This is a genomic window from Roseomonas gilardii, assembly GCF_001941945.1.
Taxonomy (GTDB): Bacteria; Pseudomonadota; Alphaproteobacteria; order Acetobacterales; family Acetobacteraceae; genus Roseomonas.
Genome location: NZ_CP015583.1, coordinates 1,474,573 through 1,499,421 on the forward strand (window position 1 = coordinate 1,474,573; position 24,849 = coordinate 1,499,421).

At 71.1% G+C, this 24,849-nt stretch carries 25 protein-coding genes; 14 read left to right on the forward strand and 11 right to left on the reverse strand.

The features are described 5' to 3' along the window. Positions 1-147: 147 nt before the first annotated feature. Both RGI145_RS06645 and RGI145_RS06650 read right to left on the reverse strand, forming a co-directional pair. Complete coding sequence (locus RGI145_RS06645; protein WP_075797744.1) at positions 148-1,554, reverse strand: hypothetical protein; 1,407 nt, start codon at positions 1,552-1,554, stop codon at positions 148-150. 135 nt (positions 1,555-1,689) lie between these two features. Then, a complete protein-coding gene (locus RGI145_RS06650) occupies positions 1,690-2,421 on the reverse strand; it encodes a class I SAM-dependent methyltransferase (protein ID WP_075797745.1) in 732 nt (243 codons plus the stop codon). A 230-nt stretch (positions 2,422-2,651) separates the two neighbouring features. Between RGI145_RS06650 and RGI145_RS06655 the strand changes: the two genes are divergently transcribed. The 5 genes from RGI145_RS06655 to RGI145_RS06675 all read left to right on the forward strand — a co-directional run bounded on the left by RGI145_RS06655 (position 2,652) and on the right by RGI145_RS06675 (position 7,866). Continuing rightward, the gene (locus tag RGI145_RS06655; protein WP_075797746.1) at positions 2,652-4,229 is read left to right on the forward strand and encodes a hypothetical protein; all 1,578 of its coding nucleotides are present in this window, start codon (positions 2,652-2,654) and stop codon (positions 4,227-4,229) included. Positions 4,230-4,441: 212 nt separating this feature from the next. Continuing rightward, on the forward strand, positions 4,442-5,428 hold the full coding sequence (locus RGI145_RS06660; protein ID WP_075797747.1) for a DMT family transporter: 987 nt from the start codon (positions 4,442-4,444) through the stop codon (positions 5,426-5,428). A 40-nt stretch (positions 5,429-5,468) separates the two neighbouring features. After that, positions 5,469-6,383, forward strand: a complete 915-nt coding sequence (locus RGI145_RS06665) for a DMT family transporter (RefSeq protein WP_075797748.1) — start codon at positions 5,469-5,471, stop codon at positions 6,381-6,383. After that, positions 6,380-7,288, forward strand: a complete 909-nt coding sequence (locus RGI145_RS06670) for an MBL fold metallo-hydrolase (protein WP_075797749.1) — start codon at positions 6,380-6,382, stop codon at positions 7,286-7,288. Before RGI145_RS06665 ends, RGI145_RS06670 begins: the two co-directional genes overlap by 4 nt. 269 nt (positions 7,289-7,557) lie before the next feature. Beyond that, entirely contained in the window at positions 7,558-7,866 is a 309-nt protein-coding gene (locus tag RGI145_RS06675; RefSeq protein WP_027279769.1) for a hypothetical protein, read from the forward strand. A gap of 151 nt (positions 7,867-8,017) precedes the next feature. Here the strand turns inward: RGI145_RS06675 and RGI145_RS06680 are convergent, their stop codons facing one another. Then, a complete protein-coding gene (locus tag RGI145_RS06680; protein ID WP_075797750.1) occupies positions 8,018-9,214 on the reverse strand; it encodes a pyridoxal phosphate-dependent aminotransferase in 1,197 nt (398 codons plus the stop codon). A gap of 182 nt (positions 9,215-9,396) precedes the next feature. Here RGI145_RS06680 and RGI145_RS06685 point away from each other — a divergent pair, with 182 nt between their 5' ends. Continuing rightward, entirely contained in the window at positions 9,397-9,651 is a 255-nt protein-coding gene (locus tag RGI145_RS06685; RefSeq protein WP_075797751.1) for a hypothetical protein, read from the forward strand. A gap of 52 nt (positions 9,652-9,703) precedes the next feature. Here RGI145_RS06685 and fghA read toward each other — a convergent pair whose 3' ends face one another. The 4 genes from fghA to RGI145_RS06705 form a co-directional block, all read right to left on the reverse strand. Further along, positions 9,704-10,543, reverse strand: coding sequence for an S-formylglutathione hydrolase (gene fghA / locus RGI145_RS06690; RefSeq protein ID WP_075797752.1), 840 nt, complete (start codon positions 10,541-10,543; stop codon positions 9,704-9,706). Beyond that, positions 10,543-11,685 carry an S-(hydroxymethyl)glutathione dehydrogenase/class III alcohol dehydrogenase gene (locus RGI145_RS06695; protein WP_075797753.1) on the reverse strand — a complete coding sequence of 381 codons (1,143 nt, stop codon included), beginning with the start codon at positions 11,683-11,685 and terminating at the stop codon, positions 10,543-10,545. The genes fghA and RGI145_RS06695 overlap by 1 nt, the downstream gene beginning before the upstream one ends. A 171-nt stretch (positions 11,686-11,856) precedes the next feature. Continuing rightward, the gene (locus RGI145_RS06700) at positions 11,857-12,255 is read right to left on the reverse strand and encodes a VOC family protein (RefSeq protein WP_208863939.1); all 399 of its coding nucleotides are present in this window, start codon (positions 12,253-12,255) and stop codon (positions 11,857-11,859) included. A 122-nt stretch (positions 12,256-12,377) separates the two neighbouring features. Then, positions 12,378-13,058: an NUDIX hydrolase gene (locus RGI145_RS06705; protein ID WP_075797754.1), complete on the reverse strand. Its 681-nt coding sequence runs from the start codon at positions 13,056-13,058 to the stop codon at positions 12,378-12,380. A 196-nt stretch (positions 13,059-13,254) separates the two neighbouring features. Here RGI145_RS06705 and RGI145_RS06710 point away from each other — a divergent pair, with 196 nt between their 5' ends. The 8 genes from RGI145_RS06710 (at position 13,255) to RGI145_RS06745 (ending at position 19,986) form a co-directional block, all read left to right on the forward strand. After that, positions 13,255-13,719, forward strand: coding sequence for an SUF system Fe-S cluster assembly regulator (locus tag RGI145_RS06710; RefSeq protein WP_075797755.1), 465 nt, complete (start codon positions 13,255-13,257; stop codon positions 13,717-13,719). Between the two features lie 22 nt (positions 13,720-13,741). After that, complete coding sequence (gene sufB / locus RGI145_RS06715; protein ID WP_075797756.1) at positions 13,742-15,250, forward strand: Fe-S cluster assembly protein SufB; 1,509 nt, start codon at positions 13,742-13,744, stop codon at positions 15,248-15,250. Between the two features lie 90 nt (positions 15,251-15,340). Further along, complete coding sequence (gene sufC / locus RGI145_RS06720) at positions 15,341-16,090, forward strand: Fe-S cluster assembly ATPase SufC (RefSeq protein WP_075797757.1); 750 nt, start codon at positions 15,341-15,343, stop codon at positions 16,088-16,090. Continuing rightward, complete coding sequence (gene sufD, locus RGI145_RS06725) at positions 16,087-17,394, forward strand: Fe-S cluster assembly protein SufD (protein ID WP_083670489.1); 1,308 nt, start codon at positions 16,087-16,089, stop codon at positions 17,392-17,394. The genes sufC and sufD overlap by 4 nt, the downstream gene beginning before the upstream one ends. 5 nt (positions 17,395-17,399) lie before the next feature. Continuing rightward, positions 17,400-18,656, forward strand: coding sequence for an aminotransferase class V-fold PLP-dependent enzyme (locus RGI145_RS06730; protein WP_075797758.1), 1,257 nt, complete (start codon positions 17,400-17,402; stop codon positions 18,654-18,656). Positions 18,657-18,717: 61 nt separating this feature from the next. Continuing rightward, positions 18,718-19,182 carry a Fe-S cluster assembly sulfur transfer protein SufU gene (gene sufU / locus RGI145_RS06735; protein WP_075797759.1) on the forward strand — a complete coding sequence of 155 codons (465 nt, stop codon included), beginning with the start codon at positions 18,718-18,720 and terminating at the stop codon, positions 19,180-19,182. Beyond that, a complete protein-coding gene (locus RGI145_RS06740) occupies positions 19,142-19,597 on the forward strand; it encodes an SUF system Fe-S cluster assembly protein (protein ID WP_418314495.1) in 456 nt (151 codons plus the stop codon). The genes sufU and RGI145_RS06740 overlap by 41 nt, the downstream gene beginning before the upstream one ends. A 17-nt stretch (positions 19,598-19,614) precedes the next feature. Then, positions 19,615-19,986 (forward strand): HesB/IscA family protein, encoded by a 372-nt coding sequence (locus RGI145_RS06745; protein ID WP_075797760.1) that lies wholly within the window; start codon positions 19,615-19,617, stop codon positions 19,984-19,986. A 15-nt stretch (positions 19,987-20,001) separates the two neighbouring features. Here the strand turns inward: RGI145_RS06745 and RGI145_RS06750 are convergent, their stop codons facing one another. From RGI145_RS06750 to RGI145_RS06765, 4 genes are all read right to left on the reverse strand, one after another. Beyond that, entirely contained in the window at positions 20,002-20,715 is a 714-nt protein-coding gene (locus tag RGI145_RS06750; RefSeq protein WP_208863940.1) for a Pr6Pr family membrane protein, read from the reverse strand. Positions 20,716-20,774: 59 nt separating this feature from the next. After that, complete coding sequence (locus tag RGI145_RS06755; RefSeq protein WP_083670491.1) at positions 20,775-22,049, reverse strand: class I SAM-dependent RNA methyltransferase; 1,275 nt, start codon at positions 22,047-22,049, stop codon at positions 20,775-20,777. Then, entirely contained in the window at positions 22,046-22,450 is a 405-nt protein-coding gene (locus tag RGI145_RS06760) for a DUF2721 domain-containing protein (RefSeq protein ID WP_027279753.1), read from the reverse strand. Before RGI145_RS06760 ends, RGI145_RS06755 begins: the two co-directional genes overlap by 4 nt. 80 nt (positions 22,451-22,530) lie before the next feature. After that, entirely contained in the window at positions 22,531-24,324 is a 1,794-nt protein-coding gene (locus tag RGI145_RS06765; protein WP_083671068.1) for a DEAD/DEAH box helicase, read from the reverse strand. Between the last annotated feature and the right edge of the window lie 525 nt (positions 24,325-24,849).

A 24,849-nucleotide genomic window follows, 5' to 3' on the forward strand; every position in this document is an offset into this window, starting at 1 on the left:
GGGGTCGTCCTTCTCGCCGGCGGAACACGGTCCGGAGCGGCGGCCCGGGGGCGGGCGGCCAGGGTGGATGATGGCGCTCTCTTTAGGCCAAAAAATGACCGGTGTGCTTCGGAACTGCGACAGGTCGTCCGAAAGATGCGAAGGGGCTCATCCGGGCGTGACGCGCGTCATCCGGGGATGCAGGGTCCGGATGCCCCGTGGCCCCGTCTCGTCCAGGAGCTCGACCTCCAACAGGCCAGGCGCCTCGGGGAGCGGGCAGTCCAGACGCCAGCCGGTGGCGATGCGCCCGTAATCCGCGAAGGCATCCGCCAGATCCGGGCGGCGGCCGGCCACCTCGGCCTCGCCCAGCGGCTCCCCGCCATGGCGCAGCCGGATGCGGGTGACCGGCGGGTCCGCCGCCACGAAGCCCCGCAGCGCCAGCCGGTTCTCCTCGGGCCAGGCGGTCGCCTCCACGCCAAGGCGGAGCGGCAGCCGGGCGGCGGGGCGCCGGTCCGGCATGGGCCTCCCGGCACGGCGCCGGTGCGCCCGTGTGAGGCTTTCCAGCGCCCGTGCCATGCGGGACGCGTGATGCGGCGCGCGGCCGCCGACGGCATCCCCCAGGAACCGCTCCACCGCCGCGCTATCCTCCCGGGCCCGGCGGAGCGCGTCGAGCACGGCCTCCGGCTCCAGCGAGGCGGCCATGCCGGGGATGCCCCCGAAGGCTTCCAGGGCATCGTCCAGCGGCAGCGAGACCAGCGGCTTGCCCAGGGCCAGGGCTTCCAGTCCCAGGGTGGAGTAGTTGGTCAGCACCGCCGAGCAGGCCGCCAGGGCAGGGATCGGGTCCCCCGCCTCGACCAGCGCCTGCAAGGCCGGGTCGCGCGGCAGGCTGGCCTCGGGGCGGTAAAGGCCCGGACGGGCGGGATGGTCGCGCACCAGCACGGGGCATCCCAGCCGGGCCTCCAGCGCGGTCAGCAGCCGGTTCACCGCCTCCACGGCGGTGGGGCGCGCATCGGCGACATAGAGCAGGAAGCCCCGGTCGCTGGTGGGCTGTTCCGCCAACCGGTCGAGCTTCGGCAGGCCGGCCACCCGCGCCCGGGCACGCAGCCAGGGCGCCAGCCGGCCCAGGTCGCGCGGACCGAAGGCCAGGAAGGCATCGCAGGTGTCGTGCCGGTTCATCTCTTCCCAGCGCTGCACCAGCCCGTGCTGGACACCGATCCAGAAAGGCGCGCGCGGCGGCGGCAGGCGTTCCCGCAGGTCCGCGCGGAGCCGGGCGAAGGGCAGGGTGTTCACCGCCAGCACCAGGGCGGCGGGCCGGAAGCCCTCGATCTCCGCCGCGATCTCCTCCAGGAAGCCGGGCGAGCGGGCATGGTCGGCGTATTCCGCCACGGTTCCGGCATCATGTTCCAGAACGCGGTGCGCGCCCTCCGCCCAGCCGGCGAAGCGGTCGCGCGAGGCGTCGCCAGGCAGGGGATAGAGCAGGCTGCGGCAGGCATGGCCGCCCGCGCGCAGCACGGCCATGGCCGGGGCGAGGCTGTCGAGCGCCCGGAAGGTGCTGCCCAGGAAGAGGAATCTCAAGCGCGTCCCCGCTGTGGCGGCCGGTGCAGCGCGGGGTCCCGGCGGGGTCCGGATGCATGCCGTGGGATCATATCAACCACCGCGTGTGGTGCCGGGGCAAGGGACAGGATGACGCGCCGGGCCGGAAGACCCTTTTCAGGGCCGCGCGGCCACCGCCAGCACCGACCCCCCGGCGGGAAAGCGCGCCCCGGCGGCGAGCAGGCGCCGCTCCGCGCGGTCCACCGCCGTCAGCGCGGCGTCGAGCCAGGGCGGAAAGGGCGCGACATCGCTGGGGGCATCCTCGCCCCGCGACAGGATCTTTCGCTGCGCCACCATCAGCGGCAGCAGCAGGCTGTTCCAGTAGCGTGTCTCGATACCGCCGAATCCCGCCCCGGCCAGCAGGCGCCGGGCGGCAGGCGCGGTGTAGCGCCGGGCGTTGTGGACCCGCGTGTCATGGGCCGAACGCAGCCACTCGAAGGCCGGCAGGTTCAGGATCACGCGGCCGCCGGGCGCCAGGACGCGGTGGAACTCGGCCAGGGCCAGGGACTCGGTCACGCCCCGGTGGCAGAGCACGTCCACCGACACCACGGCGTCGAAGCTGCCATCGGCGAAGGGCAGGCGGTTGACGTCGCCGCAGGCCACGGCGGCGCCGGACTTGGCGGCGGCCCTCTGCGCGGCACCGCCGTCATATTCCAGGCCGACGCGCCGCAGCCCGGGAAGCGTGCCCTCCAGCCGCCGCAGGAAGCCGCCCGTGCCGCAGCCGGCATCCAGTACGCGGGCACCGGGCGGCAGGGCGGCCAGGGCATGGGCCAGCCGGGCATGGATGGCGCGATACCACCACATGCCTTCCTCGGCCTCGTCCATCAGCGTGTATTCGGTGGGCTCCACGGCGCGGATTATTCGCCGGGGCCGCGGCTGCCACAAGGCGGTCCCGCCTCGCCACCGCCGCATTCCTCTGCCAGGAATTCTTCCGCGGATGTGACCGCCCCCGCTTCCTGTTCCGCCGGACGATGAAACCGCCTCCACACCAGACCGGCCCGGCCTCACCGGGCTACACCCCAGGCCCTTCTTCCGGCGCTCCGCCGGCCTCCCCCAAGGCCCATGCCCTGGCCCGGACCATGGCGGAGGCCGCGCCCGCGGTGGGCAGCCTCTCCACCGACTCGCCGGCTGCCGCGCACCTGCGGGCGAGGCTGCTGCGGCTGGCCGTCCATCTCCCGGCGCTGCTCTTCCTGCTCGCGGTGCTCTCGCCCCCCCTGAACCACGACGTGGCGGCGGTGCTGAACTTCTCTGAGCGCTGGTTCGCCGGGGAGCGGCTCTATGTCGATCTGATCGACGTCAACCCGCCTCTGATCTTCTCGCTGAACCTGATCCCGGCGGCGATCGCGGCCTGGACGCCGCTGGACGGGGTGCAGGCGCTGCAGCTCTGCCTGCTCGCCCTGGCCGGGCTGTGCCTGTGGCTCTGCCTGCGGCTGCGGGAGGGGCGGGCCGAAGGCACGGTGGAGGCGGCGGTGCTGACGGGGCTGCTGCCGCTGGCGATGCTGGTGGTTGGCTATGACTTCGGCCAGCGGGAGGTGCTGATGGGCACGGCGGCGCTGCCTTACGCCCTGCTGGCCGCCCGCCGGATGGAGGGGCGGCGCACCCCGCGCGGGCTCTGGCTTGGCACCACGCTGCTGGCCGCGCTGGGCTTCGCGCTGAAGCCGCATTTCCTGGCCGTGCCCCTGCTGGTGGAGGCGCTGGTGCTGCTGCGGCGCGGGCCGCGCCGCGCCCTGCGGGACCCGGCGCCCTGGGCGATGGCCGCGGTCTGGCTGGCCTATCTCGCCGCCATCCCGCTGATCTTCCCCGCCTATCTCGGCTATGTCGTGCCGCTGGTCTGGCAGTACTACCTGGATCTTGGCGGGCAGAGCGCCTGGGCGGTGCTGTTCACGCCCAACCTCGCCGTCGCGGCGGCGCTGCTTCTGGCGCTGGTGCCGCTCGCTTTTCGCGCCACGGGCGGCCCTCTGGCGCGGGTACTGGCGGCGGCGGCACTGGGGGCCTTCCTGTCCGCCTGGGTGCAGCACAAGGGCTGGACCTACCACGTCGCGCCGGTGCTGATGCTGGGCGGCGTGCTGGCCGGGCTGCTGGCGGCGCGCGCGGCGGATTCCGTCCTGCCCCTGGCCACGGCGCGGCGGGCGGCGCCCGGGCTGGCGCTCCTGGCCACGGCGGGGCTTGCGCTCTTCGCGCTGCGCGGCGGCGAGGCGCCCTTCCGCGAGATCGGCTTCGAGGACAGCAAGGCCGGGCGGCTCACCGCCTGGCTGAAGCACGAGGCCTATGGCGAGCGCCTGCTGATCATCAGCCCGGACATCTATCCGGTCTATCCGGCGCTGAACTACGCGCATGTGCAGTCCACGCTGCGCACCATGAACATGTGGCTGCTGCAGGGCGTGTACCGGACCTGCCCGGAGAACGGGGAGCGCTACCGCCAGCCCTGGGAGATGAGCCGGGCGGAGTTCTTCGTCTATCGTACCGTGGCGGAGGACTTCGCGAAGGCGCCCCCGGCCGCGGTGCTGATCGACCGCAACCCGGGCATCCCCTGGTGCGGGCGGGAGTTCGACTTCGCCGAATACTTCTCCCGCCATCCGCTCTTCGCCGCGACCTGGCGCCACTACCACCAGGAAGGGGAGATCGAGGGCTACCGCCTCTATGTCCGGGACAACTGAGGGGGCGCCCTGCCTCGATCCCGGGCAGACGCATGCTGCGCCGCCGCATGGATCGGCAGGACACGGTGCGCCAGGACACAGTGCGACTCTTTTCGGCGATTCGCGGGGCTGATCAGCGTCTCCCGCGCATGCCCCACGGCGCGAACTCGTCCTACAAATGACAACCCTGACAGAAGACACCGGCCAGACGCGCCGGGAACGGGGAGCGAATCGTGTCCAGCACCGAGGTCACTGCGCCGAAGCTCGTCGATGATGCCGTCCGGGGGATCGGCTTCGTCGCCCTGAGCTACCTCGTCTTCTCCCTGTCGGACGCCTCGATGAAATGGGCCCTGCCGGAACTCGGCACGGCGGGGGCGATGATCTGGCGCGGGCTCTTCGGGACCCTGTCGGTCGCCTTCATGGCCGGGGTGTACCGGCCCGGCGGCCTCGCCCGGATCTGGCCCAACAACAAGCGCATCATCTTCTGGCGCGGCGTGCTGAACGTCGTGGCGACGGCCCTCTACTACGTCGCCTGGCGGCACGGCCTCGCCTTGGGCGACACCTACGCGGTCGCCGCCACCGCGCCGCTGATGCTGACCCTTCTCGCCATCCCCATGCTGGGGGAGACGGTGGGCTGGCGGCGCTGGACCAGCACGGGCATCGGCTTCCTCGGCGTGCTCTTCATGTTCCAGCCGGGGGGCGCTCTCTGGGGGCTCAACACCGTGCTGATCCTGGCCGCGGTCGCCATGCTGGCGATGACGCGGATCTGGACCCGTGTCCTGGCGCGCACCGACAAGCCGACCACCATCACCTTCTGGCTGATGTTCGGGCAGTTGCCGGCGGGGCTGCTGATGCTGCCCTTCTTCCCGCTGCCGGCGGAATGGCCCTCGCTCTTCGCCCTGGCGCTGGTGGCGATGTGCGGGCTGGCGCATGGGCTGGCGCATTACCTGCTGGCGCGGGGCTATGCCATGGCGCCGGTCAGCACCCTGGCGCCGCTGGAATACACGCCGATCCTCTGGGGCACGGCGCTCGGCTTCCTGATCTGGGGCGACATGCCCGCCTGGACCACCTTCGCCGGTGCCGGCGTGGTGGTCTGCGCCGGCCTGTACAACCTGCACCGGGAGCGCATCCGGGCGCGCGAGAAGCGCCGAAGGGAGATCCAGGGGGAGGGCAAGACCGCCGCCACGCCGGCGCCCCTGGCCGCGAGGACCATGGCATGAGGACCGGGAGCATGAGGACCGGGGACGTGAGGATGGGGGCATGAGGCACGACCTGCGGCGCGGCGCCCTGCTGATCGTCTCGGCCGGGCTGATCTGGCAGTTGATGAACGCGCTGGTGAAGCAGCTCGGGACCACCATCCCCGTCCCGGAGCTGATGTTCTTCCGCAACCTCTTCTCCTTGCCCATGGTGCTGCTGATCGCTTCGCGCGGCACGATCACGCTGCGCACGCGGCGCTTCGGCGGGCATGTGATCCGGGCCAGCACCGGGCTGATGGCGATGAGCCTGTCCTTCCTGGCGGTGAGCGTGCTGCCGCTCGCGGAGCAGCAGGTGCTGGGCTACACGCAGCCGCTCTTCATCACGATCCTGGCCATCCCCTTCCTCGGCGAGCAGCCCGACCGGCGGCGCTGGCTGGCGGTGCTGGTGGGCTTCCTCGGCGTGGTGACGGTGGCGCTGGGCCAGGGCGGGATGGGCGGTGGCAGCGCTCCGGGTTGGGCCTATGCGGCGGCGGTGACGCAGGGGCTGATCTCGGCGCTGACCACGCTCCAGATCCGCCAGCTCTCCGCCACCGAGAGCAGTTCCACCATCACCCTCTGGCAGGCCATCCTGATGACGGCGATCATGACCTGCGCGCTGCCCTTCGTCTGGGTGACGCCGACATGGGGGCAGTTCGGCCTGCTGGTCCTGCTCGGCACGCTGGGCGGACTGGCCCAGGTGCTGCAGACGGAGGCCTTCGCCTCCGCCCAGGTCTCGGCGCTTGGCCCCTATACCTATTGCGGGCTGATCTGGGCGACGATCATCGGCTGGACCGTCTTCGGCGACGCGCCGTCGCTGGTGATGATCCTGGGGGCGCTCCTCATCGTGGGTGCCGGCCTCGCCATCCTGCCGGGCCGCCCAAGGCCCGGGCCGGTGGCCGAGCCCTGCGCCAAGCCCCGCGAGGCGGTGGCCGGCGAATGAGCATCCCGTTCCTCACCGAGGACGACCTGCCGCCCGGCGAGGCGCGGGAGGTCGTGGCCGGCGATGCGGCGGGCGGGATTCCGCCCGTCCGGCGCCTCCTCTGCGGCAATGCCGGGCCGCTCACCTTCCGCGGCACCAACACCTGGCTGATCGGCCGGGGCGAGGTCACGCTGCTCGACCCCGGGCCGGAGGATGCGGCGCATCGCGACGCCATCCTGCGCGCCACGCGCGGCGAGCGGATCACGCGGATCCTGGTCTCCCACACGCATCTGGACCATTCGGAAGGCGCCCCGGCCCTGGCCGCCGCGACCGGTGCGCCGGTGCTGGCCTGGGGCCCGCACCCCACGCCGCCGGAGGCTGGCGGGATGGGAGCGGACCACGCCTTCCGCCCGGATGCGCTGCTGGCCGATGGCGCGGCGGTGGAGGGTGGGGGCTGGCGCCTGCGCGCCCTGCACACGCCCGGCCACTGCGCCAACCATCTCTGCTTCGTGACGGAGGGGCCGGGGCTGCTCTTCAGCGCCGACCTCGCCATGTCCTGGTCCACCAGCGTCGTTTCTCCGCCGGATGGCGACATGGCGGACTACATGCGTTCCCTGGCCCGGATCGCGGCGCGCGACGACCGGCTGATGCTGCCGGGCCACGGCCCCGTCCTGCCTCGCCCCGCGCCCTTCCTTGCCGCCCTGGTCCGCCACCGGGAGGCGCGCGAGGCCAAGGTTCTGGCGGCGCTGCGCGCGGCGGCGGGGAGGGTGAGCGCGGAGGATCTGGTCCCGCCGGTCTATGGCCCGGCCCTGGACCCGCGCCTCGTGCGCGGGGCGGCGCGCAGCCTGCTCGCGCATCTGCTGAAGCTGACGGCGGAAGGGCAGGCACGGCAGGAGGCCGGTGGCTTCCGCGCATCGCCCGGCTGACGGCCGGGTTCAAAGGCGGAATGCGGCGGCAGAACGCGGTGGCGGAAAATGATGGCGCAGGAAAGGGCTTGCCGCCGGGCTGGGAGGCGGTGACATTCCGGCGAATCGGTGCCGTCGCCATTTCCCGCGGCGGCGCCTGCGGCTAGAGCGGGGGGCGCAAGCCTCGCTCCGCTTGCCGGGACAGATCGCGGCGGCTCCCCTTGGAATCGCCGTGGCCCGATCGAAACTACCGGAAGCGGCGAAGCGCTGCCGGAGGCAAGGAACCAGCCATGTTCACGCTTGAGATCGGCGGCAAGCCGGTTGCCATCACCGATGCCGGGGAAGACGAGGCCCGCGAGATCTTCGAGGGCAAGGATTTCCGCGACGATCTTCTGGACCTGGAGGGCGAGGATGGCCCCCTCTGGGACGGCGAGGCCGCGCTGAACTGGCGCCCGGCCACCGAGGAGGAGATCGCCGAGTTCCGCCAGGTGGAGCTGGAGGAAGAGGACGAGGAGGACGAGGAGGATGACGGGCCGGTCATCATGTTCCTCGTGCCGCTGGTCGATGAGGACGAGGACGAGGAATACGAGGAGGACTGATCGCCTCCTTTCCCGGCCCGCATGGGGCGTGGCCTTGGCCGCGCCCCTGTCCGGCCCCGCCTTTCCCGCGCCGTCAGGCCCGGGACGGGTCGGGGAGGCCGGACCGCGCCGCCCGGCATGGGCCGGCGCTCCCCGGCCCGCCCCCCGCGCCTCAGCGGCGAGTGAAGAAGCCCTCCAGCCGTGCCATCGCCTCCCGCGCCAGTTCCGGCGAGATGGCGAAGCACAGGCGCAGGCAGCCCTGGCCCGCCGGGCCGAAGGCGGTGCCGGGTGCCACGCCCACCTTGGCCTCCCGCAGCACCCGCTTGGCGAGGTCGAGGGCGCTCTTCTCCCCCTCCACCGAGAAGAACAGGTAGAAGGCGCCCTCCGGCACGCTCAGCGTCACGCCGGGCAGGCGGGAGAGGCCGTCCACGAAGATCTGGCGGCTCTCGGCGCAGCGGCCGACCATCTTGCGGATGAAGCTGTCGCCCTGTTCCAGCGCCACGATCGCCGCATGCTGCACGAAGGTCGGGATCGAGGTGGTGTTGTACTGGTTCAGCTTGGCGAAGGTGGCGTCCAGCCCCTGCGGATAGACCACCCAGCCGGCCCGCCAGCCGGTCATCGCCCAGTTCTTGCTGAAGGTGTTGGTCACCAGCAGCCGGTCGTCGGGGCGCGCGATCTCCAGGAAGGAGGGGGCGATGGCATTGCCGTAGGTGAAGTGGTTGTACACCTCGTCGGAGAGGATCCAGATCCTCCGCTCCCGGGCGAAGGCCAGCAGACGCTCCATGTCCGCGCGCGGCATCACCCAACCCGTGGGGTTGGAGGGCGAGTTGATGACGATGACCTTCGTGCGTTCCGTCACCGCCGCGAAGAGGTCCTCCAGCGACAGCACGAAGCCGCCCCCGGCGTTGCGGCGATAGCTGACGGGCACGGGCACGCCGCCGCAGATGCGCGCGGCCTCCAGCAGGTTCGGCCAGGCGGGGGAGGGGTGGACGACCTCGTCGCCCGGTTCCAGCACCGCCTGGAAGGCCTGCATCACCGCGTTCATGCCGCCCGAGGTCACGGAGAAGCGCGAGGGTGCGACCTCCACCCCCCAGTGGCGGCGGTGGTAGTCGGCCAGCGCCTGCCGCAGCCGGGGCAGGCCCAGGGAATAGGTGTAGCGGGTATGGCCCTCGCGCAGCGCCTGCACCACCGCCTCGGTCACGAAATCCGGGGTGGGGAGGTCGCCCTCGCCGATCCAGAGCTTGATGACGGCGGGGTCCTCGCGGGCAAGGTCGGCCACCTCGGCGATCTGGCTGCTGCCCAGGCCGCGGACGCGCTCGGGCAGCGTCTCGCTCAGGTCGGTCAGGGTCTCGGGAAAAGCGGTGCTCATGGGGCCTCGTGCGCGGGCAGCGTCGGAAGGGCGCGATTATCGCGTGCCGGACCGGGGATGGCCACAGCGGCGGCACCGGATTGCGGAGCGGACAGCCATGCGGGGCGCGATATCTGTTGATGTCCGCCGCCGCCGGCCTATGGTCGTTACGGAGACAGTTTCAACGGCGGCCGGATATCACCATGGCGATCGAGATATACGCGGGTGTCCATCGTCCGATGGAGGACAAGCCGGGCCGGGACAGATGGAGCTTCGACGCCTCCATCGACGGGCAGCACGGGATCGTCGAGTTCTCCGCCCCCTCGGGAACCGGCGATGCGCAGGCGCGTGAGTTCGCCCACGACATCCTCACGAGATATCCGGAACGGCTCCAGGGCATCACATCGACACACAGCGTTCACGACGTCTGGAGGGTCCAGACGCCGGATGGAAGCTAGGTCCGGGCCCTGACGGGGCCTTGCCGCCGGCCCGGCCCCGTCATGTGCCCCCTCAGGCGCCGAGGCGTTCCGCGTGCCAGCGGAGATGATCGGCCACGAAGCTGCCGATGAAGTAGTAGGAGTGGTCGTACCCCTCCTGCATCCGCAGGGTCAGCGGGATGCCGGCCCGGTCGCAGGCCTCGCGCAATAGTTCCGGCTTGAGCTGGCCTTCCAGGAACTGGTCCGCCATGCCCTGGTCCACCAGGATCGCGGCGACGCGGGCGCCATCCTCGATCAACGCCGTGGCGTCGTGGCCGCGCCAGCGCGCGCGGTCCGGGCCGAGATAGGCGGTGAGCGCCTTCTCCCCCCAGGGGCAGCGCATCGGCGAGACGATGGGGGCGAAGGCCGAGACGGAGCGGAAACGCCCCGGATGGCGCAGCGCCAGGGTCAGCGCGCCATGGCCGCCCATGGAATGGCCGAAGACGGACTGGCGTGCGAGATCCACCGGGAACTCCGCCGCCAGCAGGTCCGGCAACTCGCCCGTGACCCAGCTTTCCATGCGGAAATGCGGCGCCCAGGGCGCCTCGGTGGCGTCGAGCCAGAAGCCCGCGCCCTGGCCCAGGTCGTAGGCCGGGTCGTCGGCCACGCCCTCTCCCCGTGGGGAGGTGTCGGGCACCGCCAGCATCAGCCCGAACTCGGCGGCGAGGCGCTGGGCGCCCGCCTTCTCGGTGAAGTTCGCCTCGGTGCAGGTCAGGCCGGACAGGAACCAGAGGAGCGGGAGCCTTGCCCCCGCCTCCTCCGCCTGGGGCGGCAGGTAGAGCCCGAAGCGCATCGGCGTGCCGGTGGCCGCGCTGTCGTGGCGGCACACGAGCTGCGTGCCGCCGAAGCTCCGCGTGCTGGCGAGGACCTCCATCAGAAGGTGACGACGCTGCGGATCGACTTGCCCTCGTGCATCAGGTCGAAGGCGTGGTTGATCTGGTCCAGCGGCATGGTGTGGGTGATCAGGTCGTCGATGTTGATCTTCCCCTCCATGTACCAGTCCACGATCTTCGGCACGTCGGTGCGGCCGCGCGCGCCGCCGAAGGCCGAGCCCTTCCAGACGCGCCCGGTGACGAGCTGGAAGGGGCGGGTGGAGATCTCCTTGCCCGCCTCGGCCACGCCGATGACGATGCTCTCGCCCCAGCCGCGATGGCAGCATTCCAGCGCCTGGCGCATGACGTTCACGTTGCCCGTGCAGTCGAAGGAGAAGTCCGCGCCGCCGCCGGTGACGTCGAGGATGGCCTGCACGACCTTGTCGTTGCCCAGCTCGGCCGGGTTGATGAAGTCAGTCATGCCGAACTTCCGCGCCATCGCGACCTTGGCCGGGTTGATGTCCACGCCCACGATCCGGTCGGCGCCGACCATGCGCGCGCCCTGGATGACGTTCAGCCCGATGCCGCCCAGGCCGAAGACCACGACATTGGCGCCCGGCCAGACCTTGGCGGTGTTGATCACCGCGCCGATGCCGGTGGTGACGCCGCAGCCGATGTAGCAGATCTTGTCGAAGGGCGCGTCTTCCCGGACCTTGGCCACCGCGATCTCCGGCAGGACGGTGAAGTTCGAGAAGGTCGAGCAGCCCATGTAGTGGAAGACGGTGTCGCCCGTCGCCTGGCTGCGCGCCGGGGTGGCGGGTTCGCAATGGAAGCGGCTGGTGCCGTCGGGCATCACGCCCTGGCCCTGCGTGCTGCGGATGGCGGTGCAGAGGTTGGTGCGCTGGCTGAGACAGGACTTACAGTTGCGGCATTCCGGCGTGTAGAGCGGGATGACGTGGTCGCCCACCTTCACGCTGGAAACGCCGGCGCCCACCTCGCGCACGATGCCCGCGCCCTCATGCCCCAGGATGGCGGGGAACTTGCCCTCCGAATCCGCGCCGGAGAGGGTGTAGGCGTCGGTGTGGCAGACGCCGGTGGCCATGATCTCCACCAGCACCTCGCCGGGCTTCGGGCCGTCCAGCCGGACGGTCTCGATGGTCAGGGGCTGTCCGGCGGCCCAGGCCACCGCGGCGCGTGTTTCCATCTGTCAGGCTCTCCCGCTTCGTTCCCCGCGGTGGACGGCCCATCGGGGGCCGTATCATCGCACCGGGACCAGATCCTCGCGCAGTGATAAGGACCGTGATATCCCGAGGCAAATCGCGCCGTCTCCGGCCCCCGGCGGAGGGGGTTCCGGAAGCCGGGCGCCGCCTCTGCGTCAGACGGACACGCCGTAATCGGCCAGTTCCGGAAGCATGGCCTCGATCACGAAGTCCACGAAGGCTGACGGGATGTCGAGGTAGAACTCCCGGGGGGAATAATCGCCGACCACGGCTTCCAGCCCGTTTCGCGCGGCCCATTCGGCCAGGGCCTCCAGGTCGGCGCGCGGCGTGTCGCTCAGGAAGGCGATCTGGGAGCGCAGCTTGTCCTCGTCGCGGCGTGGATTCGTGCTCTGGCTGAACTGCAGGTCGATATTAGTGCCGGGCTGCCGTAGCCAGATCGAACGCTCGGTGCGCCGCAGCTCGACGAAGCCGAGCCGGGTGGTCAGCATCATGACCACCGTCTCGAAATGCCGGGTGTCGAGGCGGTTGGCGACATGGTTGAACTGCATGGCCATGGCGGTCTCCAGAGAGCGGCGCAGCGCATCCTACAGGCCGCCCCCGCTCCGGAGCCATACCAGCGCCGCCGGACACCGCGGCACGCTCCCGGGCTGCGGACCCGGGTCGTGACCCCTGCGGGTCAGGCTTTCCGCCGGCGCGGCAGGTATTCCGGAAACCGGTTGTCGAAGCCCGCGAAGCGGAAGAGCGGCCGCTCGTCCCGCGCCCCGGGCGGCAGGGCGAGCAGGGCGCGGAACTCCCGCAGCACGCAGGCGGTGATGGGGGCCAGGGCAGGGCCAGGGCTGCCCTCCACCGGATACCAGCCGAGCTCCTCCAGCTCCCCGGAGCCGGCGAGGCTGCCGCGCACCGCCTCGGCGGGGGCGAGCAGGAAGCGCGCGTTGAAGCGGATCGACATGGTGGGGGGCGTGACGGCCCGGCAGAGATAGCCGAGCGGCGCGAGGTCGGGGCGCAGCGTGCCGCCCGGCGCGACCTCGCCCAGCAGCAGGCCGGTTTCCTCCTGCAGTTCCCGCGCGGCGGCGACGGCCAGGCCATGGGCGGTGCGGGGCGTGGCGCGGCGTTCCAGCGCCTGCCGGGTCGGGGCGGCGAGGGGGGTGAGGGCGGGGGTTCGCCGGTCCGCCGGGTCCAGCCTGCCGCCCGGGAAGACCAGCACGCCGGGCATGAAGCGGTGGGCACGGCTGCGCAGGCCCATCAGCACTTCCACCCCCTGCCGGGACTGCCGCCAGAGGATGAGGGAGGCGGCATCGGCGGGGCGCGCGGCGGCGGCCTTGTTGCGTTCGGGGCCGGTTCTGTCCTGGACGATCATGGGCCCAGCTTGGCACCGGCATGGCGGGAAGGAAATGCGGCGTTGGGCGCGCAGGGCGGGTCCTTTCCGGCCGCCCGGCAAGTTGCGAACGTCTCTCAAACCATTGCGCGTGCTTGACAAACGGCGGTCCGGCTCGCATCTGGGCCATACCGGACCCCAGAGGTCCAGTATTCCGCTCCCTGCCGGAGGTCCTGCCGTGCTGCGGTTGTCGAAACTGACGGATTACGCCATCGCCGTGCTGGCCCGCCTGGGCCAGGAGGGCGGGTTGCGCACCGCCCCGGAACTCGCCGCCGGCACCGGCCTGGGCGAGCCGACCGTGTCGAAGGTGCTCAAGACCCTGGGCCATGCCTGCCTCGTGGAAGGCGTGCGCGGCTCCCGCGGTGGGTATCGGCTGGCACGGCCCCTGTCACGCGTTTCCCTGGCCGAGGTGGTGGTCGCCATGGATGGACCGATCGCGCTGACCGCCTGCGTGGACGGTTCCGTCAACAGTTGCGACGCCGAGGCGCTCTGCCCCGTGCGCGGGCGCTGGAACCCGGTGAACGACGCCATCCGCGACGCCCTGGCCTCGGTTTCCCTGGCCGACCTGACGGCCAATCCCTGTCAATCGCATGGCCGCACCGCCCCGACCGCCCCCCCGGCGGTGCCCGTCGCCGCGCAGTAGCTGAAAGAGCAAGGACAACGAGATGCCCGCCGTCTCCGAGACGATCGACGCTGTCCAGTCCGTTACCCACTCGACCTACAAGTGGGGCTTCGAGACGGATATCGAGATGGACATGGCCCCCAAGGGGCTGAACGAGGATATCGTCCGCTTCATCTCCGCCAAGAAGGGTGAGCCCGGGTGGCTGCTCGACTGGCGGCTCAAGGCCTTTGCCGCCTGGAAGAAGATGGAGGAGCCGCGCTGGCCGGCGGTGAAGTACCCGCCGATCGACTACCAGGACGCCTACTACTACGCCGCGCCGAAGCAGAAGGCCGCGCCGAAGTCGCTGGACGAGGTCGATCCCGAGCTGCTGAAGACCTATGCCAAGCTGGGCATCCCGCTGAAGGAGCAGGCGATCCTGGCCGGCGTCGAGGGCGCGGGCGAGATGCCGGCGGACCCGCAGGACGGGGAGCGCGTGCCGGTGGCCGTGGACGCGGTCTTCGACAGCGTGTCCGTGGCCACGACCTACAAGGAGCGGCTGGAGAAGGACGGCATCATCTTCTGCTCCATCTCCGAGGCGGTGCGCGAGCATCCGGAGCTGGTGCGGCAGTACCTGGGCACGGTGGTGCCGGCGGGGGACAACTTCTTCGCGGCGCTGAACTCGGCGGTCTTCACCGACGGGTCCTTCGTCTACATCCCCAAGGGCGTGCGCTGCCCGATGGACCTGTCCACCTATTTCCGCATCAACGCCAAGAGCACGGGTCAGTTCGAGCGGACGCTGATCATCGCCGACGAGGGCGCCACGGTTTCCTACCTGGAAGGCTGCACGGCGCCGCAGCGTGACGAGAACCAGCTTCATGCCGCGGTGGTGGAGCTGGTGGCGATGGACGACGCCACCATCAAGTACTCCACGGTGCAGAACTGGTACCCGGGCGACGAGAACGGGGTGGGCGGCATCTACAACTTCGTCACCAAGCGCGCGGCCTGCCGCGGCAAGCGGTCGAAGGTGAGCTGGACCCAGGTGGAGACGGGTTCCGCCATCACCTGGAAGTACCCGTCCTGCATCCTCCAGGGCGATGAGAGCGTGGGCGAGTTCTACTCGGTCGCCATCACCAACAACTGGCAGCAGGCCGATACCGGCACCAAGATGATCCATCTGGGCGCCAACACGAAGTCCACCATCGTGAGCAAGGGCATCAGCGCCGGCCAGGGGCAGAACACCTATCGCGGCCTGGTGAAGATCAGCCCGAAGGCGCGGAACGCCCGCAACTTCACGCAGTGCGACAGCCTGCTGATCGGCGACCAGTGCGGCGCGCACACCGTGCCGTATATCGAGAACCGCTGCATCTCGGCCAAGGTGGAGCATGAGGCGACGACCTCGCGCATCGCCGAGGACCAGCTCTTCTATTGCCGCCAGCGCGGGCTGAACCAGGAGGAGGCCGTGGGCCTCATCGTGAACGGCTTCTGCCGCGAGGTGCTGAAGGAGCTGCCGATGGAATTCGCCGTCGAGGCGCAGAAGCTGCTGGCGATCAGCCTCGAAGGCTCGGTCGGCTGAGGCATCCGCCCGCTCGGGGCACGACAGGAGAACAGGCCCGGCCGTGGCGCACCAGCGTGTGCCGCGCCGGCGCCGGATGGGATAAGAGCGATGTTGAAGATTGAAGGGCTGCGGGCCGAGATCGACGGCAAGGAGATCCTGCGCGGGATCGACCTGGAAGTGCCGACGGGCGAGGTGCATGCCATCATGGGCCCGAACGGCTCGGGCAAGTCCACCCTGTCCTACGTGCTCTCGGGGCGCGAGGGCTATGAGGTGACGGGCGGCACGGCCAGCTTCGACGGGCAGGACATCCTGGAGATGGAGCCCGAGGAGCGGGCGGCGGCGGGGCTGTTCCTGGCCTTCCAGTACCCGGTGGAACTGCCGGGCGTGGGCAATGCCAACTTCCTCCGCACCGCGCTGAACGCGCTGCGCCGTTCGCGCGGCGAGAGCGAGCTGGACGCGATGCAGTTCCTGAAGCTGGCACGGGAGCGGATGAAGAAGCTGTCCATGCCCGAGGACATGCTGAAGCGCGGTGTCAATGTCGGCTTCTCGGGCGGCGAGAAGAAGCGCAACGAGGTGCTGCAGATGGCCCTGTTGCAGCCGAAGCTCGCCATCCTCGACGAGACGGATTCCGGCCTGGACATCGACGCGCTGAAGATCGTGGCGGAGGGCGTGAACGCCCAGCGCGGCCCGGATTTCTCGGCGCTGGTGATCACCCACTACCAGCGGCTGCTGGACTATATCGTGCCGGACCGGGTGCATGTGCTGGCCAATGGCCGCATCATCGCCTCCGGCGGGCCGGAGCTGGCGCACCGCCTGGAGGCCGAGGGCTATGCCACGGTGATCGAGGAGGCCGCGTGACCGCGCTCCCCGCCAACACGCCCGGCGGCACCAGCTTCCTCGCCCGCTACGAGGGGCTGCGGGACCGCCTGCCGGGCCGCAACATCCCCGCCATCCACGCGCTGCGCGAGGCGGCGGCGGAGATCCTGCGCACCACCGGCCTGCCGACGCGCCGCGTCGAGGCCTGGCGCTACACGGACATCACCGCGGTCAGCCGGGCGGAGTTCCGCGAGCCGCTGCTTTCGGTGGAAAGCGGCCCCCCCCTGCCGTCGAAGCGCTGCGAATACCGCGCCGTCTTCCTGGACGGCCGCTTCCAGCCAGACCTGTCGGAGCTGCCGCCCCATGCGGCGCCGCTGAGCGAGCATCTGGTGCAGGCCGCCGGCCTGCTGGGCGAGGTCGATGCGCTGCGCCCGGCCGAGGCGCTGAACGCCATGCTCTTCGAGGACGGGTTGTTCCTGGACCTGCCGGAAGGCGCCGAGGGTGGCGAGCTGGAGCTGCTGACCGTGGCGACGGGGCCGGTGGCCATGGCCTATCACCCGCGCCACGTCATCCGCCTGGCGCGCGGCGCCTCGCTGATGCTGCTGGAAACGGCGACGGGCCCGGAGGGCAGCCAGCACCTCCACAACCCGGTCTTCGACATCGCCGTGGCGGAGGATGCGCGCATCGTGCATGTGCGCGCCCAGCGGGAGCCGGTGGAGGCCTTCCACCTCGCCCATATCAACGTCCATGTCGCGGCGCGCGGGGTCTATGACGGCTTCGCGCTGAACGCCGGCGGGCGCGTGGCGCGGTCCGAGATCCGGCTGCGGCTGGACGGGCCGAAGGCGGAGGCGCATCTGAACGGCGCGCAGCTCGCGGCCGACGGGCAGGTGGCGGACATCACCACCGCCATCGACCATGCCGCGCCGGATTGCCCCAGCCGCCAGACGGTGAAGACGGTGCTGGCCGGCCGCGCGCGCGGCGTGTTCCAGGGCAAGATCCTGGTGCGGCAGGCGGCGCAGAAGACCGACGGCTACCAGATGAACCAGGCGCTGCTGCTTTCCGAGAACGCGGAGATGGACAGCAAGCCGCAGCTGGAGATCTATGCCGACGACGTGAAGTGCTCGCACGGCGCCACGGTCGGCGCGCTGGACGAGGAGCAGCTCTTCTACATGCGCTCCCGCGGCATCCCAGCCGATGCGGCGCGGGCGATGCTGGTGCGTGCCTTCCTGGAGGAAGCGATCGAGATCGTGTCCTCCGAGACGGCGAAGGGTGCGCTGGAGGAGGCGATCGCCATCTGGTGGACGCGCTACGGCATCGGCACGTCGGGCGAGGGGGAGGCGGCGTAACGGTCATGGACGGCCCCCTGGGAAACCCGGTTGCTCCTGCCTTCGACGTGGCGCGGGTCCGGAAGGACTTCCCGATCCTCTCCACCACGCATCGCGGCAAGCCGCTGGTCTTCCTCGACAGCGGTGCCTCGGCGCAGAAGCCGCGTGCCGTGATCGATGCGATGAAGGAGATGATGGAGACCGCCTATGCCAATGTGCATCGCGGCGCCTATCACCTCAGCGAGCAGGCGACCGAGGCCTACGAGGCCGCCCGCCGCGCTGCCGCCCGCTTCCTGAACGCGGGCGACGAGCGCGAGATCGTGCTGACCGGCACCGGCTCCACCCAGGCGATCAACCTCGTCGCCCATTCCTTCGGACGCGGCGTGCTGAAGCCGGGGCAGGCGGTGCTGGTGAGCGAGATGGAGCACCACGCCAACCTCGTGCCCTGGCAGATGCTGCGGGACAGCCACGGGGTGGAGCTGCGCATCTGCCGCGTCACCGATGCGGGGGAGCTGGACATGGCCGACCTGGAGGCGAAGCTCGCCGACGGGAAGGTCGGGCTGGTCTCCGTCGCCCATATGTCCAACGTGCTGGGCACGGTGGTGCCGGCGCGGCGGATCGTGGATCTCGCCCACGCCTATGGGGCGCGGGTGATGTTCGACGGCTCCCAGGGCGCGGTCCACCGCAAGGTGGACGTGCAGGCGCTGGGCTGCGACTTCTACGTCTTCACCGCGCACAAGCTCTATGGCCCGACCGGGCTAGGCATCCTCTACGGCCGGATGGAGGTGCTGGAGCGCATGCCGCCCTTCCTGGGCGGCGGCGACATGATCACCGAGGTGTCGCTGGAGCGCTCGCTCTTCGCCGAGCCGCCGCTGCGCTTCGAGGCGGGCACGCCGCCGATCATCGAGGCGATCGGGCTGCATGCCGCCATCGACTATGTCGAGGCCATCGGCATGGAGGCGATCGAGGCGCATGAACGGTCCCTGGTGGACCACGCGATGCAGCGCCTGGGGAATATCGAGGGCGTGACGCTGCTGGGCCGGGCGCAGGACCGGGGCGGGGTCTTTGCCTTCTCCATCGACAACGCCCATTCCCATGACGTCGCGACGCTGCTGGACCGCGCGGGGATCTGCGTGCGCTCCGGCCGTCATTGCGCCGAGCCGCTGCATGCCCGCTTCGGCGTGGAAAGCACCTGCCGCGCCTCCTTCGGCCTCTACACGACGCATGAGGAGGTGGATTATCTCGCCGAGGCCGTGACCAAGGCCCGGGAGTTCTTCGCGTGAGGCCCGGCGCCGGGGCGGCCATCGGAATGGCCCATCCCGGACAGGGCCTGGGAGTGCGCTGATGTTCGACGATCTTCGCGATCTCTACCAGGAGGTCATCCTGGACCACGGCCGCAAGCCGCGGAACTTCCGCCGGCTGGAGGATGCCGACCGCCACGCGCGCGGGGACAACCCGCTCTGCGGCGACCGGATGGAGCTCTGGGTCAAGCTGGACGGGGAGGGCCACATCGCCGACGCCGCCTTCCAGGGCAAGGGCTGCGCCATCTCCATGGCCAGCGCCTCCCTGATGACGGAGACGGTGCGCGGCAAGAGCCCCGGCGAGGCGAAGGAGCTGGGCACGAAGTTCCGCGAACTGGCGATGACAGGCACCTGCCCCGATTGTGGCGCCGACCTTGCCGAGGAGATGGAGCGTCTCCAGGTTCTGGGCGGTGTCGCCGAGTATCCGAGCCGCGTGAAATGCGCGACCCTCGCCTGGCACACGCTGAATGCCGCCCTGGAGGGCGCGAAGGAGGCGTCGAGTGAGTGACACGCCCGCCAAGGACCTCTCTGTGACGGAGGAACCCGCCGCGACGCAGCCGGCCGCCGCCTCCCATGGCGTCTGGACCCCGGATGGGGAGGTGCCCCCCGCCGCGCCCGAGGGCGTGCAGGAAGAGGCCGTGCTGAACGCGCTGAAGACGGTCTTCGACCCGGAAATCCCCGTCGATATCTACGAGATGGGCCTGATCTACGCGGTGGAGATCGGCGAGGACGGCACGGTCAAGGTCGAGATGACGCTGACCACGCCCTCCTGCCCCTCGGCGCAGGAGCTTCCGACCATGGTCGAGGAAGCGGTCCGCACCGTGCCGAATGTGAGCGACGTCGAGGTCGAGGTCGTCTGGGACCCGCCCTGGGACCCGTCGCGGATGAGCGAGGACGCCCGCCTCGCCCTGAACATGTACTGAGGAGGTTGTCCCCCCCGATGAGCACGACGACCGAGACCCCCACCCGGCCCAAGCGCGCCCTGCCGCCGCTGATGTCGCTGTCCGATTCCGCCGCCGACCGGTTGCGCCGCCTCTACGAGAGCGGCGAGAACGGGAAGTACCTGCGCATCGCGGTGAAGACCAAGGGCTGCTCCGGCATGGCCTATGACCTGAACTGGGTGGACGAGCCCGGGCCGGGCGACGAGGTGGTGACGGACAAGGGCATCACCATCCTGGTGGACCGCAAGGCGACGCTGTTCCTGATCGGCACCATCATGGACTACGAGGTGAAGACCATGTCGGCGGGCTTCACCTTCGTGAACCCGAACGAGAAGGGCCGCTGCGGCTGCGGCGAGAGCTTCCACGTCTGACCGGGGCGGCGGCCGTCAGACCGCCACCTCATCCTCCGCCTCGGCATTCCTCCCGGTGGGGGCGAGGCGCGTGTCCAGCCGCACCAGGGCGAAGGCGACGGCGAGGAAGCCGGCCGAGATGCCCAGTGTGTTGAGCCCGGTCCGCGCCCAGCCGATCGCCGCCACGTCGATGAAGGGATAGGCGTAGCGGCCGCCGAGTTCGCCGCGCAGCAGGGCATAGGCGAGATAGACCAGCGGGTAGATCGCCCAGATCAGCGGATCGTGCCCGCGCAGTCGCCCCTTGGGCATGAAGAGCAGCCAGAAGAGCGGCACCAGCGCCGGAATGGCGTCGTGCATCAGCATGTTGGCGGTGCGGGCGAGGCTGTCGCCCAGCACCGGCACATGGCCGCGCAGCAGCAGCGCATAGACCACGCCCACCAGCATGATCGCCAGCGTCGTGCCCCCCACCAGGCCGGGGGCGGCGAAGCCGGGGCGGCGCAGGGCGATGCCGGTGAAGACCAGGGCCACCAGCAGGTTGGTGGTGATGGTGAAATAGCCCAGCAGGACCCAGAGCGCCGCGACGACGGACTGCGTCCGCTCCAGGAGCGACAGGAACTGCAAACCCAGCTCGAGCCAGGCGAGCACGGCGATCAGCGCCGCGAAGCCGGTGGCGACCTGGCCGAGGGGAAAGTGGCTGGCGGGGAGGGTCTGCTCCATGTCCGGGTGAGGCGTGGTCGGGTCGTCGTGCAACTTGGGTTGGAATCCGGGGGAAGGTGGGGACCTCGTGGGGTCAGCCCGCCAGGATGCCTTCAGCCCCGGGCGAATGCCACCACGGATTCGAGGTGCGGCGACCACAGGAACTGGTCCACCGGCACGGCCGAAACGGCACGCCAGCCACCGCGCTTCAGCAGCGCCGCGTCGCGCGCCAGGGCGACGGGGTTGCAGGACACATAGACCACCCGCTCCACCCGGCTCCGGGCGATGATTCCCATCTGCTCGGCGGCGCCGGCATAGGGCGGGTCCAGCACCACGGCGGCATAGGCGCCGAGCTCGGCGGGCAACAGCGGCTGCCGCGCGAGGTCGCGGCGCTTGGCCTGGACGCGGCGCATGGCCTTGTTGGCGCCGGCGGCGAGCGCCGCGACGGCCTCGGCCTCGCCCTCGAAGGCATCCACCCGGGCGAGCCGGGCCAGGGGCAGGGACAGCGTGCCCACCCCCGCATAGAGATCGGCGATCCGGGCCTTGGCAGGCAGCCTGCGCGGCAGGGCCGCCAGCACGGCCGCGACGATCGCGGCCTCGCCCTCCGGCGTCGCCTGGAGGAAGGCACCGGGCGCCGGGGGCACCGCCACGCCATCGAGCATCAGCGAGACGCCGCCGCTCTGCGCCGCGATCTCCGGCGCGCCCTTGTCGCGGGCCCAGGCAATGCGGGGAATGCCGTGATCCACGCCGAACGCCGCCAGGATCTGGCGGTCCTGGGCGGTCAGGGGCGCATCGGTGCGCAGCAGCAGGTCCGGCCCGGTGTCGAGCAGGTTGACCAGGGCCGAGGCCTCCCGCCGGAAGCCGCGCAGCCGGGCGAAGAGGCCGCGCAGCGGCTCCAGCAGCGTGAGGATCGCGGGGCCGAGCACATGGCATTCCCGCATGTCCACCACATGCGTCCCGGCCCGTTCATGGAAGCCGATCCGCACCCCGTCCGCGCCCTGGCGGATGGCGAGGTCGGCGCGGCGGCGCGTCATGGTGGGGCAGGGGGCCAGCGGGGCGACGGGCGTGTCGGGAAAGCCGGCGCGGGCCAGCGCCTCGGCCAGCCGCGCGGCCTTCCAGGCGCGATAGGCCGCGCCGTCCCAGTGCTGCAGCGCGCAGCCGCCGCAGGTGCCGAAATAGCGGCAGGGCGGGGCGACGCGCTCCGGGCTGGGGCGCAGGACCGCCTCGGCCTCCGCCATCACGGCCTCGCCACGCTTGCCGGCGATGCGGGCGCGGACCCGCTCGCCGGGCAGGGTGAAGGGCAGGAAGGCGGTGCCCCCTTCCGGCAGGGTGGCGACACCGTCGCCGCCCGAGCCCATGGCCGTGATGTCGAGTTCGAACGTGCTCACGCTTCGTCCAGATGCAGGGTGGTGAGCCAGATTTCGGCCAGGAAGAAGGCGAGCGACCCCATCAGCACGATCAGCGCCGCGACCAGCAGCGCGCCGAGCAGCAGCCCCACGCGCAGGTCGAAGAACGGGCCGGCGAAGGAGATCACCAGCAGGGCGCAGAGCAGGAAGGCCGAGAGGACGCAGCCGGTGATGGCGAACTGCACCAGGCGCGCCCGCCGTCCCAGCCGGGACAGCTCCCCGGGCGCCGGTTCCGCCCCGGCGCGCAGGGCGCGGGTGCGGTCCACCAGCCGGGAAAGCCGTGTCGCCAGGATGTTGAGCACCGCCATGATGCCGCTCAGCAGGAAGGCGGGCGCGATCGCGAGCTGGATGGTCCGCTCGACGTCGAGGATGTCACCGCCCAAGGGAGGCCCTTTCCGGAAGACGCGGTGCCGGGGGGCTCCCATGCCCCGTCTGGGGCAGGGAAGCGCGCCGGCACCGTGGATCAGGCCGCTTCGGATTCCGGCGAGGCGGCTTCCTCCACCCGGCGCGGGCGGGGGATGGGGATCAGCATGAAGGCCGGCACGTTGTCGCCGAAGCCCAGCACCGGCGGGCCCAGATCGTCGCGGTCGCGGCGGGAGGGATAGCGGTCCTCGTAGCGGCCCCCCTCGTGACGGCCACGGCTGCCATAGCGGCTCTCCCGCTCCACCTCGGCGCCCTCGCGCCGGGCCGGGGCGGCGGCCTCCGGCCCCGCCTCGCGGCGCGGACGCTCGGCACGCGGGGCGCGATCCTCCCGGGGCGCACGCTCCTCGCGGGCACCACGTTCCTCGCGGGGCGGGCGGGCCTCGCGCGGGGCGCGTTCCTCGCGGGGGGCCTTCTCCTCGCGGGGCGCGCGCCCTTCCTCCCGGCGGCCCGAAGCGGGGCGGGCGGAACGGGTGCGGGAGGCGGGCTCCTCGCGCCGGCCACGTCCGCCGCGCGGGCTGCGGGCGGCGGCTTCCATCTCCTCCTCGGAGACGGCGTCGATCCCGTCGATCTCGATGCGCGGGATCGGGTTGCCGGTCAGCTTCTCCACCGCCTGGAGCAGCTTGGCGTCGTCCGGCGTGGCGAGGGTATAGGCATGGCCTTCCCGCCCCGCGCGGCCGGTGCGGCCGATGCGGTGGACATAGTCCTCGGAATGGAAGGGCACGTCGAAGTTGAAGACGTGCGACAGCCCGCCGATGTCGATGCCGCGGGCCGCCACGTCGGAGCAGACGAGGAGCTGAAGCTCATCCGCCTTGAAGCTGTTCAGCGTGGCGAAGCGGGCGGACTGGTCCATGTCCCCGTGCAGGGAGCCGACCGAGAAGCCGTGCTTCTTGAGCGACTTGTAGAGGATGTCCACGTCGCGCTTGCGGTTGCAGAAGATCAGCGCGTTCTTCACCTGCTCCCGCCGGATCAGGCGGCGCAGCGCCTCGCGCTTTTCCATGGTGCGGCAGAAGACCACGCCCGCGACGATGGTCGGGGCCACGGAGGCCGCGCGGGAGACCTTGATCTCCTTCGGGTTGCTCAGGAAGGCATCGGCCAGCTTGCGGATCTCCGGCGCCATGGTGGCGGAGAAGAACAGCGTCTGGCGCAGCGGCGGCAGCATGCCGACGATCCGCTCGACATCGGGGATGAAGCCCATGTCCAGCATCCGGTCGGCCTCGTCGATGACGAGGATCTTGCAGTCGGCGAGCAGGATGCGGCCACGGTCGAACAGGTCCAGCAGCCGGCCCGGCGTGGCGATCAGCACGTCCACGCCCTGGTTCAGGATGGCCTTCTGCTCGTCCATGCTTTCGCCGCCGATCAGCAGCGCATGGTTCAGCTTCAGGTGCTTGCCGTACTTCACGAAGTTCTCGGCCACCTGCAGCGCCAGCTCGCGCGTCGGCTCCAGGATCAGCGAGCGCGGCATGCGGGCCTTGGCGCGCGATCCGGACAGGATGTCCATCATCGGCAGCACGAAGGAGGCCGTCTTGCCGGTGCCGGTCTGGGCCACGCCCAGCACGTCGCGGCCCATCAGCACCACCGGGATGGCCTGGGCCTGGATCGGCGTCGGGGTGACGTAGCCGGCATCGGCGATGCCCTGGAGGAGGAGTTCGCTCAGGCCGAGATCCGAGAAGGGCGGCAGGGGCTCCTCCGGCTCCGCGGCGGGGGCCTGCTCCGGCTCCACGGCCTCGGGCTCCGCAGTCTCGCGCGTGGCCTCGGCCTCGGGGGCCTGGGCGGTGGCGGGAGCGGCCTCCTCCGGAGCGGCGGAGACCGGCTCGTCCGGCAGCGGCCCGGCCACTTCCCCGGCGAAATGCCCGATCTCGGCGGCGGAGGAACCCGGCACCTCGTCGCCTTCGCGCGCCGGCACGGTCTCGCCCGGCAGCGTGGCGCCACCCTCGGGCGGGACATCCGGGTTCGGCACCACGGCGTCCTCGTAGAACTGCTCGGGCGTCTCTTCGGTGCTGCCCTCGCCGGGGCGCTCGGGCTCGAAGGGAGTGCTCTCTTCCTGCTCGGGCGTGGTGCCTTCGGGCGTCACCGGCCCGGGCTGCCCAGCCTTGTCATGAGACTGGTCATGGGCCTGCTCATGGCCCGTGGCTTCCGGCTTGTCGCTGTGATCCGCCGCGGCGGCAGCGTTGCGCGTTTCGTTCAAATCTGATCGGTCCTGCGGCGCCCGGCGGAAGACCGCCAGGCGGGTTATGCCGCGGCCTTTCCGCGGCTATCCTCTTCTGCAGCCCGGGCGTCGCGCCAGCATGGTGGCGGACTGGCCAGGGGACCGAAACCGGTCCCGCCCGACCCAGGCTTCGCCGCATATGCGCGCATAGCC

Bases quoted from the DNA above. Each gene is read 5' to 3' on its own strand.
- RGI145_RS06655 (WP_075797746.1), top strand. From the start codon at position 2,652: ATGGCGGAGGCCGCGCCCGCGGTGGGCAGCCTCTCCACCGACTCGCCG.
- RGI145_RS06665 (WP_075797748.1), top strand. From the start codon at position 5,469: ATGAGGCACGACCTGCGGCGCGGCGCCCTGCTGATCGTCTCGGCCGGG.
- RGI145_RS06670 (WP_075797749.1), top strand. From the start codon at position 6,380: ATGAGCATCCCGTTCCTCACCGAGGACGACCTGCCGCCCGGCGAGGCG.
- RGI145_RS06675 (WP_027279769.1), top strand. From the start codon at position 7,558: ATGTTCACGCTTGAGATCGGCGGCAAGCCGGTTGCCATCACCGATGCC.
- RGI145_RS06680 (WP_075797750.1), bottom strand. From the start codon at position 9,214: ATGAGCACCGCTTTTCCCGAGACCCTGACCGACCTGAGCGAGACGCTG.
- RGI145_RS06685 (WP_075797751.1), top strand. From the start codon at position 9,397: ATGGCGATCGAGATATACGCGGGTGTCCATCGTCCGATGGAGGACAAG.
- fghA (WP_075797752.1), bottom strand. From the start codon at position 10,543: ATGGAGGTCCTCGCCAGCACGCGGAGCTTCGGCGGCACGCAGCTCGTG.
- RGI145_RS06695 (WP_075797753.1), bottom strand. From the start codon at position 11,685: ATGGAAACACGCGCCGCGGTGGCCTGGGCCGCCGGACAGCCCCTGACC.
- RGI145_RS06700 (WP_208863939.1), bottom strand. From the start codon at position 12,255: ATGGCCATGCAGTTCAACCATGTCGCCAACCGCCTCGACACCCGGCAT.
- RGI145_RS06705 (WP_075797754.1), bottom strand. From the start codon at position 13,058: ATGATCGTCCAGGACAGAACCGGCCCCGAACGCAACAAGGCCGCCGCC.
- sufB (WP_075797756.1), top strand. From the start codon at position 13,742: ATGCCCGCCGTCTCCGAGACGATCGACGCTGTCCAGTCCGTTACCCAC.
- sufC (WP_075797757.1), top strand. From the start codon at position 15,341: ATGTTGAAGATTGAAGGGCTGCGGGCCGAGATCGACGGCAAGGAGATC.
- RGI145_RS06730 (WP_075797758.1), top strand. From the start codon at position 17,400: ATGGACGGCCCCCTGGGAAACCCGGTTGCTCCTGCCTTCGACGTGGCG.
- sufU (WP_075797759.1), top strand. From the start codon at position 18,718: ATGTTCGACGATCTTCGCGATCTCTACCAGGAGGTCATCCTGGACCAC.
- RGI145_RS06740 (WP_418314495.1), top strand. From the start codon at position 19,142: ATGCCGCCCTGGAGGGCGCGAAGGAGGCGTCGAGTGAGTGACACGCCC.
- RGI145_RS06745 (WP_075797760.1), top strand. From the start codon at position 19,615: ATGAGCACGACGACCGAGACCCCCACCCGGCCCAAGCGCGCCCTGCCG.